The following is a 17214-nucleotide window of genomic DNA, read 5'->3' on the forward strand; positions in this document are numbered from 1 at the left end:
CTTCTCCGTCCGCCGCTCACGTGTCCAGTCCGTCGAGGAACCGGAAGATGTCGTCGTCGGAGGCTGTCTCGAGGTCGTCGAGCACCGGGTCCGGCGCCGCGGGCGGGGCGTCGGCCGGCCCGGTCACCTTCGCCAGGAGTTCCCGCAGCCGGTTTCCGACCCGGTCGCGCAGGACGTCGTCGGCGCTGGTGGCGGGCAGGTCGGCGGCCAGCTTCTCCAGTTCCTGGAGGATCGGGTCGAGGAGCCGTTCGCTGTCCGAGGGGAAGACCTCGTCGAGGTGCGCGGCGAGCCCGGCCGGTGTCGGGTAGTCGAAGAGGAGAGTCGCGGGCAGGGCGAGCCCGGTCGCCTGGGAGAGCCGGTTGCGCAGTTCGACGGCGCTGAGGGAGTCGAAGCCCATCTCCAGGAACCCCCGCTCCACGTCGACGTCTTCGGCGGCCGAGTACGCGAGCACCAGGGCCGCCTCGTCGCGGACCAGGTCCAGCAGGGCCCGCCCGCGCGCGGCCCCGGCGAGGCCCGCGAAGCGGTCCGCTCCGGTGGCGGCGTCGGCCCGTACGGTCCGCGCGGCCTGCGCGGCGGCCGGCCGGGCCTTGGGCCGGACGAGCCCGCGCAGCAGCGGCAGCACCTGGTCGCTGTCGCCGAGCGGGGCGAGCGACAGGCGTACCGGCACGAGGACCGCCTCGTCGAGGCCGCGGGCGGCGTCGAGCAGGCTCAGTCCCTCGGCCGAGGACAGCGAGGCGATGCCGGCCCGGGCGAACCGCGCGTGGTCCGCGGCGCCGAGCTTGCCCGTCATCGCGCTGCGTTCGGCCCACGGTCCCCAGCACAGGGAGAGTCCGGGCAGTCCCCGGGCCCGGCGGTGACCGGCGAGGGCGTCGAGGAAGGCGTTCCCGGCGGCGTACGCCCCCTGTCCGGCTCCGCCGAACGTCGAGGCCACCGAGGAGAACAGCACGAAGGCGTTGAGCGGGTGGGACGCGGTCAGTTCGTGCAGGTTGAGGGCGGCGTCGACCTTGGCCGCGAGGACGCCGTCGATCCGTTCCGGGGTCAGGCCGGTGACCACCCCGTCGTCGACCACACCCGCGGCGTGCACGACGGCGGTCAGCGGATGCCGCTCGGGGACGGTGTCGAGGAGCCGGCCGAGCGCCGCGCGGTCCGCCGTGTCGCAGGCGGCCACGGTCACCTCGGCGCCCAGCGCGGTGAGTTCGTCGCGCAGGTCCACGGCGCCGTCCGCGGCGAGCCCGCTGCGGCTGACCAGCAGCAGCCGCCGCACGTTGTGCGCGGTGACGAGGTGCCGGGCGACCAGCCGGCCGAGCGTGCCGGTCGCGCCGGTGATCAGCGTGGTTCCGGCGGGGTCCCAGACGGGGTCCTTCGCGGGCTGTGCCGGCGGGCCGACCCGGGTCAGCCGGGCGGCTCGCGCGACGCCGTCGCGCAGTACCGTCTGCGGTTCGTCTCCGGCGAGCGCCGCCGACAGCGCGGCGGCGGGGAGCTCGTCGTCCACCGCGGTGCGGTCCTCGACGTCGAGCAGCGCGAAGCGTCCCGGGTGTTCGGTGGTGGCCGCCCGGACCAGGCCGTGGACCGTGGCACCGGACAGGTCGGTCAGCTCCGTGTCGGCGTCGACGGCGAGTGCGCCGCGGGTCACGAACACCAGCCGGGACGTGGTGAGCCGCCCGTCGGCGACCCAGGACTGCACCAGGCCGAGCGCCCAGTGGGCCGCCGCGCGGGCGGCGCTCGCCGGGTCGCCCCCGAAGGACGGCGCGGCGACGAGGACCCGGTCCGGCGCGGGCCCGCCCGCGGCGACCGTCGCGGCCAGGTCCGCCAGGCTCGGGTAGGTGTCGAGCGGGACGGCCGCGGTGAGGGCCGCCGCCAGGGCGGGCGAGGCGTCGGATCCGACGAGCGCCCAGCTGTGGTCCGGGGAACGCTCGACGGCCAGGAGCGGCGTCCATTGTGTACGCAGCAGCAGGTCGGTGCGCGGGTCGCGCGGTCCGGCGCCGTCGACGGGCCGGAACGCGAGGGACTCCGCGGACAGCACCGGGGCACCGGCCGGGTCCCAGGCCTGTACGGACACGGCGCTCGCGGCGACGTCCTCGAGGCGGATCCGCAGCGTCGTCGCGCCCGTGCCGTGCAGGGCGACGTGCCGCCAGGCGAAGGGCATCAGGCTGCGGCCCTCGTCGCCGAGCGTGCCTACGGACACCGCTTGCAACGCGGCGTCGAGCAGCGCCGGGTGGAGACCGTAGCCGGTGGTGTCCGTGCCGTCGGGCAGGGACACCTCCGCGAAGATCTCCGGTCCTCGCCGCCAGGCGGCGCGCAGCCCCTGGAACACCGGTCCGTAGTCGCTGCCGGATTCGGCGAGCCGCTGGTAGAGGTCGTCGAGGACGACCGGTTCGGCGTCGGCGGGGGGCCATGCGGAGGGGGCCTCGGAGAGGGCTTCGGCGTCGGACGCCCGCGGCAGCAGGGTGCCGGTGGCGTGCGTCCGCCAGGGAGTGTCGTCGGGTTCTCCGGCGGGCCGCGAGTACACGTCCAGCGAACGGACCGCGTCCTCGTCGGCGGCGCCCACCCGCACCTGTACCTGTACCGCTCCGCTGTCGGGGAGCTCCAGGGGTTCGCGCAGGGTCAGTTCCCCGACCGCGCCGCAGCCGGCCTGGTCAGCGGCCCGGACGGCGAGTTCGAGGAACGCCGTGCCGGGCAGCACCGTCCGGCCCGCGATGACATGGTCGGCGAGCCACGGGTGGCGGCGGCGCGAGAGCAGCCCGGTGAACAGGGCGCCGGCACCGTCGGCGAGCTGCACGGCGGCACCGAGCAGCGGATGTCCCGCCGAGTCGAGTCCGGCTTCCCGCACATCGCCGTCGGCCGGTGCGTCCAGCCAGTAGCGCTGCCGCTGGAAGGGGTAGGTGGGCAGTTCGGCACGCCCGGTGTCCGGCCGGAAGGCCGGCCAGGCCGTCCAGTCGACGGTGCCGCCGTGGACGTACATCTGGGCGAGCGCCCCGAGCAGCGCTCCGGTCTCGTCCCGGCCGCGCCGCAGTGCGGGCACGACCACGCCGGGGGCGTCCTGGGTGCGGCAGTCCGCGGCCATCGCGGCCAGTACGGCGTCGGGGCCGAGCTCCAGGAACCGGGTCACTCCGGCATCGGTGAGGAAGCGGACGCCGTCGGCGAACCGGACGGTGCCGCGCAGCTGGGCCACCCAGTACGCGGGCGTGCACAGTTCCTCGGCCGTGGCGGTCTCGCCGGTGACGTCCGACACCAGGGGGATCGTCGGCGGCGACATCGGTATGTCCCGGACGATCTCGGCGAAGCGGTCCAGCATCGCGTCCATATGCGGTGAGTGAAACGCATGGCTGACCCGCAAACGCCTAGTCTTTTCACCGAGTTGGGCGAAGTGGGCGGCGATCCGGTCGACGTCGCCGCTGTCACCGGAGACCACGGTGGCGTGCGGACCGTTGACCGCGGCCACGCCGACCCGGTCCTCCAGGCCGGCCAGCAGGGGCAGGACGTCCTCCTCGGCGACCGCGAGGGCCGCCATCGCGCCGCCGGCGGGCAGCTCGCCCATCAGCCGGCCGCGGGCCACCACCAGACGGCACGCGTCGGGCAGCGTGAAGACTCCGGCCAGGTGGGCGGCGGCCAGTTCTCCGATGGAGTGCCCGATCAGGTAGTCGGGCGTGACGCCCCATGAGGTGACGAGGCGGAACAGCGCGACCTCGACCGCGAACAGCGCGGGCTGGGTGTACTCCGTACGGTCGAGCAGGCCGGCGTCCGTGCTGCCCTCCGGGGCGAACACGACGTCGCGCAGCGGCCGCGCCAGCTCCAGGTCCACATGGGCGCAGACCTCGTCGAAGGCGTCGGCGTACACCGGGAACGTCCGGTGGAGCTCACGGCCCATGCCGAGCCGCTGGGCGCCCTGCCCGGAGAACAGGAAGGCGGTGCGGCCACCGCTCGCGGTGCCGGCCGCCGACGGTGCCGCGACGCGGCCCTCCAGCCAGGCGGTCAGCTGCTCGCGCAGGGCGTCGCGGTCGCTGCCCCAGGACACCAGGCGGTGCTCGAAGCGGGACCGTGCCGCGAGCGTACGGCCGATCGCCGCCGCGTCGGGGCCGGGGCTCTCGTCGAGCGCGCGGAGCAGGTTCTCCGCCTGCGCGGTCAGCGCGGCGGCGCTGCGGGCCGACAGCGTCCACGGCAGCGGCAAGGAGCCGGGCACCGTCTCCGCGCCCGTGTCCGCGTCCGTGTCGTGCGTGTCGTGCGTGTCATGCGTGTCGTGCGTGTCGTCGGCGGCGTCCGTCGCCGCGGCCGCCGGCGCCTGCTCGATGATCATGTGGACGTTCGTGCCGCTCACGCCGAACGACGACACCGCGGCCCGGCGGGGCTCTTCGGTCTCCGGCCAGGCCCGCGGCTCGGTCAGCAGCCGCACCGCGCCCGACGACCAGTCGACGTGCGGGGTGGGCTCGGGGCTGTGCAGGAGTGTGCTCGGCATGGTGCGGTGCCGCATGGCCAGGACGGTCTTGATGACCCCGGCCACGCCGGAGGCCGCCTGGGTGTGACCGATGTTGGACTTCACCGAGCCCAGCCAGAGCGGCCGGTCCGCCGGCCGGTCCTGTCCGTACGTCGCGAGCAGGGCGTCCGCCTCGATGGGGTCGCCCAGGGCGGTGCCGGTGCCGTGCGCCTCCATCAGTTCCACGTCGGCGGTGCGCAGGCCCGAGTTGGCCAGCGCCTGCCGGATCACCCGTTGCTGGGCCAGCCCGTTGGGGGCGGTGAGTCCGTTGGAGGCGCCGTCCTGGTTGACCGCGCTGCCCCGCAGCACCGCGAGCACCGGGTGCCCGTGGCGCCGCGCGTGCGACAGCCGCTCCACCAGGAGCATGCCGACGCCCTCGGACCAGCCGGCTCCGTCGGCCGCGGCGGAGAACGCCTTGCAGCGCCCGTCGGGCGAGAGGGCTCCCTGCCTGCTGAACTCGATGTAGGTGTCCAGGGTGGACATGACGGTGACACCGCCCGCGAGCGCCATCACGCTCTCACCGGAGTACACGGACTGCGCGGCCAGATGCAGGGCGACCAGTGAGGACGAGCAGGCGGTGTCGACGGTGACGGCGGGCCCTTCGAGGCCGAAGGTGTACGCAACCCGGCCCGAGGTGACACTGGCCGCGCTGCCGGTGGCGAGCTGTCCCTCGTACTCGCTCGGCGAGCCGAGGAGCCGGTGCCCGTAGTCGTTGTAGTTGGAGCCGACGAACACGCCGACCGGGGTGCCCTTCAGGGTCGCCGGGTCGATCCCGGCCCGTTCGAAGGCTTCCCAGGAGGTTTCCAGGAGCAGCCGGTGCTGCGGGTCGATGGCGGGCGCCACACGCGGGGAGATCCCGAAGAACACCGGGTCGAAGTCGCCCACGTCGTGCAGGAATCCGCCGGCCCGCGTGTAGTAGGTGCCCGGCCGGTCCGGGTCCGGGTCGTAGTGGCCCTCCAGGTCCCAGCCGCGGTCGGCGGGGAACTCCGCGACCGCGTCGCCGCCCGCCGACAGCAGCTCCCAGAACTGCTCGGGGGTGTCGATCCCGCCCGGGAGGCGGCAGCTCATGGCGACGATCACGACGGGGTCGCTCCGGGAGCCGTTGTCCGCCGTGGCCACCGGGGTGGCTTCGGCGACGACGGCGGCGGCGGGTCCGTCCTCACCGAAGAGCTGGGCGGCCAGATGCCGGGCCAGCGGGGCGGCCGCCGCGTGGTCGAAGACCACGGTGACCGGCAGCCGCAGACCGGTGACGGTGTTGAGCCGGTTGCGCAGTTCGACCGCCGTGATCGAGTCGAAGCCGAGGTCGCGCAGGGCCCGGTCGGGGTCGATGTCCTCGGGCCCGGCCAGTCCGAGCACCGCTGCCGCCTGGGTACGGATCATGGCCGACAGTGCCTGCTCGCGTTCGGCGGGCGTACGTCCCGTGAGAGTTCCGGCGAACGCGTCACCGGCCTGCTCCACCGCCGGCCGGGACACCTCGGTGGGGCGCGCCTCGGGCAGCCGGTCGAGGACCCGCCCGGAGCGGCCCGCTGTGCAGGCCGGACCGAACACCGCCCAGTCGACGTCGGCGACCATGAGATACGTCAGGTCGTGGTCGAGGGCGTAGCGCACCGCGCGGAGCGCCGTCTCCGGTGCCATCGGCGCCACTCCGCTGCGGCGCATCCGCCCGGCCATCTCGCCGGTGGCGAGCCCGACACGGTCCCAGGCGCCCCAGGCCAGCGAGGTGGCCGGCAGTCCTTCGGCGCGCCGCAGCCGGGCGAGGGCGTCGAGGTGGGCGTTGGCCGCCGCGTAACTGCCCTGGCCGAGTCCGCCGAGGGTGCCGGCCATCGACGACAGCAGCACGAAGACGTCGAGTCCGGCGTCGCGGGTGAGGTCGTGCAGGTGGTGCGCCGCGGTCACCTTGGGGCGCAGCACCGTCTCGGCCCGCTCCGGGGTCAGCTCGTCGAGCAGGCAGTCGTCGAGGACGGCCGCCGCGTGCACGACGCCGGTCAGCGGCAGCCCGGCCGGTACGGCGGCGAGCACGGCCGCCAGCGCCTCACGGTCGGCCACATCGCATGCGGCGATGGTCACGCGTGCACCGAGCGCGGTCAGCCGCTGCGTCAACTCATCGGCGCCCGGAGCCTGTTCGCCCCGGCGGCTGGTCAGCAGCAGGTGTTCGGCGCCGTTCTGCGCCAGCCACGCGGCGATCTCCGCACCGACGCCGCCGGTGCCCCCGGTGACGAGCACGGTGCCGGTGGGCCGCCACTCCCGTACGGGGGAGGACGAGCCGGCCGGCTGCTTGCGGACCAGGCGGCGTACGTAGGTGCCGCCGGCCCGCACGGCGAGCTGGTCCTCGCCGTCGGGCGCGGTCAGTGCCCGTACGAGCCCTTCGGCCGCGCGCCCGTCCGGGTGGCCCGGCAGGTCCACGAGGCCGCCGAACCGCTGCGGGTACTCCAGGGCCGCGATCCGGCCGACGCCCCACAGTTCGGCCTGGTCCGGTGCGACGGTCCGGTCGAAGGGGCCTACGGTGACCGCGCCCTGGGTGGCGATCCACAGCGGCGCCGTGACACCGGCGTCGCCGAGTGCCTGCACCACCGGCACCGCCGTGTCGAGGCCCGCCTGCCTGCCCGGCGCGAGCAGGGACAGCACGCCGGTGCTGCCCTCCGCCGCTTCGCGCAGTCGCGCGGCGAGTTCCGCGCGGCCGGTCTCCTCGACCTCCGCCACCCGTACCTCGGCGCCGGTCGCGGTGAGTGCCTGCCGCACGGGTGCCGCCCACTCGCTGCCGCCGGCCGGAACGAGCATCAGCCACCGGGAGCCGTCGGCACGGGGTGCGGTGAAGGACGGCAGGGGCTGCCACGCGACGTCGTAGAGCCAGGAGTGGAGCTCGGAGTCCTGGCCGCGGCGGCGGCGCCAGTCGGAGAGCGCGGGCAGCAGTGACGCGAGGGGGGCGGGGTCCTCGACCCCGAGGGTGAGGGCGAGCGCGTCCGCGTCGTCCCGCTCGACGGCCGCCCAGAACTCGGCGTCGACCGGGCTGCTCGTCTCGTCCGTGTCCGCCGCGGTCTCGTCGGCCAGCCAGTAGTGCTGACGCTGGAAGGGGTAGGTGGGCAGGTCGACGGTGGCCGGACGCGGGTCGGGGAAGGCGACCGTCCAGTCGACGTCCACGCCGCGCACCCACAACTCGGCCGCACCGGCATGGAAACGGTCCAGGCCACCGTCGTCGCGGCGCAGAGTACCGGTGACGACGCTGTTGTCGGCGCTCTCCTCTACTGCGGCGGAGAGGACCGGGTGGGAAGAGACCTCGACGAACACGCCGTGGCCCTCGGCGGCCAACTTCTCGACCGCCTCGGCGAACCGGACGCGGGAACGCAGGTTCGTGAACCAATAGCCGCCGTCCATCACCGTGCCGTCGACGAACTCACCCGTCACCGTCGACACCAGTGGGATCTCGCCGCTACGGGGCGCGATCCCCGCCAGCGCCTGAGCCAGATCGGACCGCAACACCTCCATCGACGCCGAGTGCGAGGCGTAATCGACGGCGATCCGGCGCGCCCGCAACCCCAACTCCTGGCAGCCGACGACCACTTCCTCGACCGCGTCGACCTCACCGGAGACGACCACCTGGGACGGGCCGTTCACCGCCGCGACCGACACACGCTCACCCCACGGGGCGAGGATCTCCTCCACCCGGGCGACACCGGCACCGACGGAAGCCATCGTGCCCGCACCACTCGCCAGCTCCGCAATCGCCTTGCTCCGCAGGCAGACCACCCGCAGCGCATCCTCCAGCGTGAGAATCCCCGCGACATACGCGGCGGCGATCTCGCCCTGGGAGTGGCCCAGCACCGCGGCCGGCTCGATCCCGTACGAACGCCAGAGCGCCGCCAGCGACACCATCACCACGAACGACGCGGGCTGCACCACATCGACCCGCTCCAACGACGGCGCCCCATCGACACCCCGTACAACATCCGTGACGGACCAGTCCACCAGGCCCGCCATCGCCGCCTCACACTCGGCGACCACACCCGCGAACACCGCTGACTCATCCAGGAGTTGAGCACCCATCGCCGTCCACTGCGCCCCCTGACCGGGGAACACGAACACCGGCCGACCCACCGGACCAGCCACCCCGGATACGACATGAGCCGACGGCTCACCGTTCGACAACGCACCCAGCGCCGTACCGTACGAACCCGTCACCACGGCCCGATGCTCCAGCCGCGCCCGCGTCGTCGCCAACGACCAGCCGACGCCCACCGGATCGCAGTCGCCCAGCGCAGCCAGTGCCGCCGCTTGCCCCCGCAAACCCGCCGCACTCCGCGCCGACACCAACCACGGCACAGCAGAAGGCGCCTCCACCGCGACCGGCTCAGCCACAAAACCCGGCTCCGGCTCCGGCTCCGGCTCCGATTCCGGTTCCGGTGCCTCCTCCAAAATCACGTGGACGTTCGTCCCACTCATCCCGAACGCCGACACACCCGCACGCCGCGGCCGCTCCGCGTCAGCCCGCGGCCACTCCCGCGCCTCCGCGAGCAACTCCACCGCACCGTCCGCCCAGTCCACGTGCGACGACGGCGTGCCCAGGTGCAGCGACTTCGGCATCACACCGTGCCGCATCGCCAGGACCATCTTCATCAGGCCGGCGACACCGGCCGCGAGCTGGGTGTGCCCGAGGTTGGACTTCACGGAGCCCAGCCACAGGGGCTGGTCGGCGGGGCGGTCCTGGCCGTAGGTGGCGAGGAGTGCCTGCGCCTCGATGGGGTCGCCGAGCGCGGTGCCGGTGCCGTGGGCCTCCACCACGTCCACGTCGGCCGCGGTGACACCGGCGTTGGTGAGGGCCTGGCGGATGACGCGCTGCTGGGAGGGGCCGTTGGGGGCGGTGAGGCCGTTGGAGGCGCCGTCCTGGTTGCTGGCGATGCCGCGGACGACGGCCAGTACCTGGTGGCCGTTGCGCCGTGCGTCCGACAGCCGCTCCAGGACGAAGACGCCCGCTCCCTCGGACAGGCCCATCCCGTCGGCCTCGTCGGAGAAGGCCTTGCACCGGCTGTCCATGGCGAGGCCGCGCTGGCGGCTGAACCCGATGAAGCCCTCCGGCACCGAGGCGACCGAGGCGGCGCCCGCGAGAGCCATCGAGCACTTGCCGGACCGCAGGGCCTCGGACGCGAGGTCGAGGGCGACCAGCGCCGAGGAGCAGCCGGTGTCCAGGGTGACCGCCGGGCCTTCGAGACCGAGGGTGTACGAGATGCGGCCCGAGGCGATGCTGGTCCCGGTGCCGGTCAGCAGATGGCCTTCCATGCCCTCCGGGGGCTGGCGCAGGGCGCTGCCGTAGCCACCGTTGCCGACACCGATGAAGACGCCGACCGCGCTGCCGCGCAGGCTGTGCGGGTCGATCCGGCCGTGCTCGATCGCCTCCCACGACGTCTCGAGCAGCAGCCGCTGCTGCGGGTCCATCGCGAGGGCCTCACGCGGGCTGATCCCGAAGAAGGCGGGGTCGAAGTAGCCCGCGTCGTGGAGGAATCCGCCGGTGCGGACGTAGGAGGTACCGGAGTTGTCCGGGTCCGGGTCGTACAGCGCGTCCAGGTTCCAGCCCCGGTCCTCGGGGAAGCCGCTGAGCACTTCGTCCCCGGCCGTGACGAGCCGCCACAGGTCGTCCGCCCCGGTGATCCCGCCGGGGAACCGGCAGCCCATGCCGACGATCGCGATGGGGTCGTCGTCCCCGGTGCGGCGGACGACGACGGGCGCGGGCTGCGGCTCGGCGGCGGACCCCTCGCCGAAGAGTGCTCCCTGGAGGTGGTGAACGAGCCGGGTCACGTTCGGGTGGTCGAAGACGAGCGTGGCGGCGAGTTTCAAGCCGGTGGCGGTACGCAGGGCGTTGCGCAGTTCCACCGCGAGCAGCGAGTCGAAGCCCAGGTCACGCAGGGGCCGTTCGTCCTCGATGGCGTCGGGGGTGGCGTGGCCGAGGACGGTGGCCGCGTGGGTGCGTACGAGGTCGCGCAGTGCCCGTTCGCGGTCATCTGCGGCGAGCGGCCTCAGCCGTTCCCGCAGGGAGTTCTCCTCTGCGGCCGTCGCGTCGTCGTCGGTACCGGCGTTGCGCTCCAGGTAGGCGCGGACCTCCGGTACGTCCTCCAGCAGGGGGCGTGCGCGCATGGCGGTGAACGCCGGGGTGAAGGTGTTCCAGTCGACGTCGCCGATGGCGAGGAACTCCTCGTCGTCGGCCATCGCCTGCCGCAGTCCGGCCATCGCGGTGCTCGGCGTCATGAACGACAGGCCACGCCAGTTGAGCGAACCCTGGTCGACCTTGTCGGCCATGCCGCCGTCGTCGGCGGACCACAGGCCCCAGGCGATCGTGGTCCCGGTCAGACCGCGGGCCCGCCGGCTGCGGGTGACCGAGTCCAGGTAGGCGTTGCCGGCCGAATAGGAGCCGTGCTCCCCCGCACCCCAGACCGCGGCGACGGAGGAGTAGAGGATGAACGCGTCCAGACCGTCATGGTCGAAGACCCGGTCGAGGTTGGCCGTCCCGGCGAACTTCACCTCGGAACCGGCTTCGAACTCCGCCAGGTTCGTCCCGGCCAGCGAGGCGAGATGGCCCACGCCCGCGCAGTGGACGACGCTCCGGATGGGCGGGCCCTGCGCCTCCACCTCCGCTACGAGCCGGGACAGTGCCTCGTAGTCCGACACGTCGCAGGCCGCGACGGTCACCTGGACACCCGACATACGCAGTTCTTCGGCCAGTTCAGTCGCGCCCGGCGCGTCCGGGCCCCGGCGCGACGTCAGCACCAGCCGCTCCGCGCCCGCCTCCACCAGCCAACGCGCCGCCTGCGCACCCAACCCACCGGTGCCGCCCGTCACCAACGCCGTACCACTCGTCCGCCACGGCACCTCGCTCCGGGCGGCAGCCAGCGGATCACGTCTCAACCGGCGCCGCAGCACACCACCGGCACGGATCGCCAGCTGATCCTCCGGGCCCTCCGCCGCGAAGACCCCCGCCAGACAGTCCGCGTCACCCGCCGCCAACACCTCCGGCAGATCGACCAGACCACCCCACCACTGCGGATACTCAAGGCCGAACACCAGGCCAAGACCCCAGCTGCCGCCCTGCACCGGATGCCCGACACGGTCCCCGGCCGCCGCCGCCAACGCGCCCTGCGTGCACAGCCACACCGACACCCGCTCGTCCCAGTCCGCCAGCGCCTGCGTGAGCAGCACGTTCAACGCCAGACCCGAACTCAACGCCGCATGCTCGGGGTGCGCACTCTCGTCCAGCGCAAGCAGCGACACCACACCGGACACACCGGACGCACCGGACGCACCGGACGCAGCACCGGCCTGCTCGGCCAGCAGCGCGACCAGCCCCTGCCGGTCCACATCGACACCCACCACCAGCTCGGCCACTTCGGCGCCACGCGCCCGAAGCGCCTCAGCGACCGACGCGACCACCTCGCTCCGGTCCCCCTGACCGGCCGGAAGCACCAGCAGCCAACGCCCCGACAACCGGGCCCGGGCATCCACCCCGCCCGGCAACCACTCGACCCGGTAACGCCACGAGTCCAGCGTGGATGCCTCGACCCGGCGCGCCCGCCATTCATGGAGCGCCGGAAGCACCGCCCCGAGCGGCGCCTCCTCGTCGACACCCAGCTCGTCGGCGAACGCCCGCGGGTCGCCTCCGTCCACGGCCGCCCAGAACTCGGCGTCGACCGGGCTGCTCGTCTCGTCCGTGTCCGCCGCGGTCTCGTCGGCCAGCCAGTAGTGCTGACGCTGGAAGGGGTAGGTGGGCAGGTCGACGGTGGGCGGACGCGTGGCCGGGAAGGCGGCCGTCCAGTCGACGTCGACACCGCGCACCCACAACTCGGCCACGCCGGCGTGGAAACGGTCCAGACCGCCGTCGTCGCGGCGCAGAGTACCGGTGACGACACGGTCCCCGGCCACTTCTCCGGTCTCCTCCGCGATCTCCTGGACCGCGGCTGTCAGCACGGGGTGCGAAGAGACCTCGACGAAGACGCCGTGCCCGTCGGCCGCCAGCTTCCCGACCGCCTCGGCGAACCGGACGCGGGAACGCAGGTTCGTGAACCAGTAACCACCGTCCATCACCGTGCCATCGACGAACTCACCCGTCACCGTCGACAACAGCGGGATCTCGCCGCTACGGGGCGCGATCCCCTCCAGCGCCTGAGCCAGATCGGACCGCAACACCTCCATCGACGCCGAGTGCGAGGCGTAATCGACGGCGATCCGCCGCGCCCGCAACCCCAACTCCTGGCAGCCGGCGACCACTTCCTCGACCGCGTCGACCTCACCGGAGATGACCACCTGGGACGGACCGTTCACCGCCGCGACCGAGACCCGCTCACCCCACGGAGCGAGGATCTCCTCCACCCGGGCCACACCGGCCCCGACGGAAGCCATCGTGCCCGCACCACTCGCCAACTCCGCGATCGCCTTGCTCCGCAGGCAGACGACCCGCAGCGCATCCTCCAGCGTGAGAATCCCCGCGACATACGCGGCGGCGATCTCACCCTGGGAGTGGCCCAGCACCGCGGCAGGCTCGATTCCGTACGAACGCCACAGCGCCGCCAGCGACACCATCACCACGAACGACGCGGGCTGCACCACATCGACCCGCTCCAACGACGGCGCCCCATCGACACCCCGTAGAACATCCGTGACGGACCAGTCCACCAGGCCCGCCATCGCCGCCTCACACTCCGCGACCACACCCGCGAACACCGCTGACTCGTCCAGGAGTTGAGCACCCATCGCAGTCCACTGCGCCCCCTGACCGGGGAACACGAACACCGGCCGGCTCACCGGAGCCACCGTCCCGGACACCACGTGTGCCGACGGCTCACCGTTCGAGAGAGCACCCAAGGCCGCACCGTACGAACCCGTCACCACGGCCCGATGCTCCAGCCGCGCCCGCGTCGTCGCCAACGACCACGCCACCGATGCCGGATCCGTCCCGGCGTCCGCCTCCGAACCGAGTACGGCCGCCTGGCCGCGCAGGGCTTCCGCGTTGCGGCCCGACAGGAGCCACGGAGCCGCCGAAGCCGGAGCAGCAGCCTCCGGCTCGTCGGCCGCCTCGTCGAACGCTTCCTGCGGAGCCTCCTCCAGGATCAGGTGCACATTCGTACCGCTGATGCCGAACGCCGACACACCCGCACGCCGCGGCCGCTCCCCACGCGGCCACTCCCGCGCCTCCGCCAGCAACTCCACCGCACCGTCCGCCCAGTCCACATGCGACGTCGGCGTGCCCAGGTGCAGCGACTTCGGCATCACACCGTGCCGCATCGCCAGCGCCATCTTCATCACGCCGGCGACACCGGCGGCCGCCTGGGTGTGCCCCAGGTTGGACTTCACGGAACCCAGCCACAGGGGCCGGCCGGCCGGGCGGCCCTGACCGTAGGTGGCGAGCAGGGCCTGCGCCTCGATCGGGTCGCCGAGCGCGGTGCCCGTGCCGTGCGCCTCCACCACGTCCACATCCGCGGGCGTCAGAGCAGCGTTGGCGAGAGCCTGGCGGATGACGCGCTGCTGGGAAGGGCCGTTGGGGGCGGTGAGGCCGTTGGAGGCGCCGTCCTGGTTGACGGCGGAGCCGCGGACGACCGCGAGCACGCGGTGGCCGTTGCGCCGTGCGTCCGACAGCCGCTCCAGGACGAAGACACCGACGCCTTCCGAGATCCCCATGCCGTCCGCGTCGTCGGAGAAGGCCTTGGAGCGGCCGTCCTCGGCGAGGCCGCGCTGGCGGCTGAACCCGATGAAGCCGAGCGGCGCGGAGCCGATGGACGCGGCGCCCGCGAGAGCCAGCGAGCATTCACCGGAACGCAGCACCCGGGACGCGAGGTCGAGGGCGACCAGTGCCGAGGAGCAGCCGGTGTCCAGGGTGAGCGCCGGGCCTTCGAGACCGAGGGTGTACGAGATGCGGCCCGAGGCGATGCTGGTCCCGGTGCCGGTCAGCAGATGGCCTTCCATGCCCTCCGGGGGCTGGCGCAGGGCGCTGCCGTAACCGCCGTTGCCGACCCCGATGAACACGCCGACCGCGCTGCCGCGCAGGCTGTGCGGGTCGATCCGGCCATGCTCGATCGCCTCCCACGACGTCTCGAGCAGCAGCCGCTGCTGCGGGTCCATCGCGAGGGCCTCACGCGGGCTGATCCCGAAGAAGTCCGCGTCGAAGTCGCCCGCGTCGTGGAGGAATCCGCCGGTGCGGACGTACGAACGCCCCTCCTCCTCGGGGTCGGAGCTGAAGAGCCCGTCGAGGTCCCAGCCGCGGTTGTCGGGGAAGCCGCTGAGCACCTCGCCCTCGGCCGTGACGAGCCGCCACAGGTCTTCGGGGCGGGTGATCCCGCCGGGGAACCGGCAGCTCATGCCGACGATCGCGATGGCCTCGTCGTCCGTGCCGCGCCCGGGGACGAGGTGGGCGCCCGCATCTCCCGTGTCGGACTGTTCGCCGAAGAGGGCCGTGCACAGGTGCCGCGCGAGACGGGTCACGTTCGGGTGGTCGAAGACGAGGGTGGTCGCGAGCTTCAGGCCGGTGGCGGTGGTCAGGGAGTCGCGCAGCGCCACCGCGAGCAGCGAGTCGAAGCCGAGGTCGCGCAGGGGGCGTCCGTCGTCGACGGCGTCGGGGGTGGCGTGGCCGAGGACGGTGGCCGCGTGGGTGCGTACGAGGTCGCGCAGTGCGGTCTCGCGGTCCTCGGCGGAGAGCGGGGCGAGCCGCTTGCGCAGCGGGTTCTCCTCCTCCGTACGCGGGCCGCCCGGTGTCTCCTCCCGGCCGCCCTCGATGACGGTGCGCGCCTCCGGTATGCCCTCGATCAGGGGGCGCGGGCGGGCAGCCGTGTACGCGGGGGTGAAGGTGTTCCAGTCGACGTCGCCGATGGCGAGGAACTCCTCGTCGTCGGCCATCGCCTGCCGCAGTCCGGCCATCGCGGTGCTCGGCGTCATGAACGGCAGGCCACGCCAGTTGGAGGAGTCCCGGTCGATGTCACCGCCCAGGCCGGCCCCGCTGTCGTCGGCGGACCACAGGCCCCAGGCGATCGTGGTCCCGGTCAGACCGCGGGCCCGCCGGCTGCGGGTGACCGAGTCGAGGTAGGCGTTGCCGGCGGCGTAGGCACCGTGGCCGCCCGCGCCCCAGACCGCGGCGACGGAGGAGTAGAGGATGAACGCGTCCAGACCGTCGTGGTCGAAGATCCGGTCGAGGTTGGCCGTCCCGGCCAGCTTCACCTCGGCGCCCGCCTCGAACTCGGCGAGATCCGTTGTCGCCAGCGGCGCGAGGCCTCCGATCCCGGCGCTGTGGACGACGCTCCGGATGGGCGGGCCCTGCGCCTCCACCTCCGCGACGAGCCGGGCCAGTGCCTCGTGGTCCGACACGTCGCAGGCCGCGATGGTCACCTGGACACCCGACGCACGCAAGTCCTCGGCCAGTTCAGTCGCGCCCGGCGCGTCCGGGCCCCGGCGCGACGTCAGGACCAGCCGCTCCGCGCCCGCCTCCACCAGCCAACGCGCCGCCTGCGCACCCAGCCCGCCCGTGCCGCCCGTCACCAACGCCGTACCACTCGTCCGCCACGGCACCTCGCTCCGGGCGGCGGCCAACGGTTCACGCTTCAGCCGGCGCAGCAGCACCGCGCCGTCCCGGATCGCCAGCTGGTCCTCCGAACTCTGCGCCGCGAAGATCCCGGCCAGGCACTCCGCGTCGCCCGCCGCCAACACCTCCGGCAGATCGACCAGGCCACCCCACCACTGCGGGTGCTCCAAGCCGACCACCAGGCCAAGACCCCAGCTGCCGCCCTGCACCGGATGTCCGACACGGTCCCCGTCGACCGCCGCCACCGCTCCCTGCGTGCACAGCCACACCGGCACTCGCTCGTCCCGGTCGGCCAGCGCCTGCGTGAGCAGCACGTTCAACGCCAGACCCGAACTCAACGCCGCATGCTCGGGGTGCGGACGCTCGTCGAGAGCCAGTAGCGACACCACACCGAACGCGGCACCGGCGTGCTCGGCCAGCAGCGCGACCAGCCCCCGCCGGTCCACATCGACACCCACCACCAGCTCAACCACTTCGGCGCCACGCGCCCGAAGCGCCCCGCCGATCAGCTCAACCGCGTCGCCCCGGCCCTCCTGACCTGCTGAGGACACCACCAGCCAACGCCCGGACAACCGCGCCCGGCCATCCACCCCGCCCGGCAACCACTCGATGCCATAGCGCCAGGAGTCCAGGGTGGATGCCTCGCGTTCGGTTCCGTGCTGGTCGTCCGCCAGCCAGTAGTGCCGGCGCTGGAATGCGTAGGTGGGCAGTTCGGTGGTCCGGGCGCCGGTCGGCGCGTAGAACGCCGCCCAGTCGATGTCCGCACCCGACGCCCACAGGTGGGCCAGCGCCGTGACGGCGGTGGTGGGTTCGGGCTGCTTGCGACGCAGAGCGGGAACGGTGAGGGCGTCGCTGTCGTACGTCTCGTCGATCGCGCCGGTCAGGCTCGCGTCCGGGCCGAGTTCGAGGAAACGGGTGACACCCTGCGCCTTGCAATGGCCGACCGCGTCGGCGAAACGCACCGTGCCACGCACCTGGTCCACCCAGTACGACGCGGTGAAGTCGGTGACCGGCTCCCCCGTGAGCGTAGAGACGATCGGGATGCGGGGTGTGCCGTACGTCAACTCGCTTGCGGCCGTGGCGAATTCGGCCAGCATCGGGTCCATGAGCGCCGAGTGGAAAGCGTGACTGACCTCCAGCCAGCGGCCCTGACGGTCGGCGAACTGAGCGGCCACCGTCTCGACGGCTGCACGGGTAC

1 protein-coding gene is annotated in these 17214 nt (G+C 73.4%); it reads right to left on the reverse strand.

Annotated features, from left to right (window positions below; translation table 11 throughout):
• Positions 1-16: 16 nt before the first annotated feature.
• Positions 17-17191, reverse strand: a complete 17175-nt coding sequence (locus ABD366_RS27945; protein ID WP_344442678.1) for a type I polyketide synthase — start codon at positions 17189-17191, stop codon at positions 17-19.
• Positions 17192-17214 lie beyond the last annotated feature (23 nt).

It is taken from the genome of Streptomyces kunmingensis (assembly GCF_039533535.1).
In the GTDB taxonomy this organism is placed as follows: domain Bacteria; phylum Actinomycetota; class Actinomycetes; order Streptomycetales; family Streptomycetaceae; genus Streptomyces; species Streptomyces kunmingensis.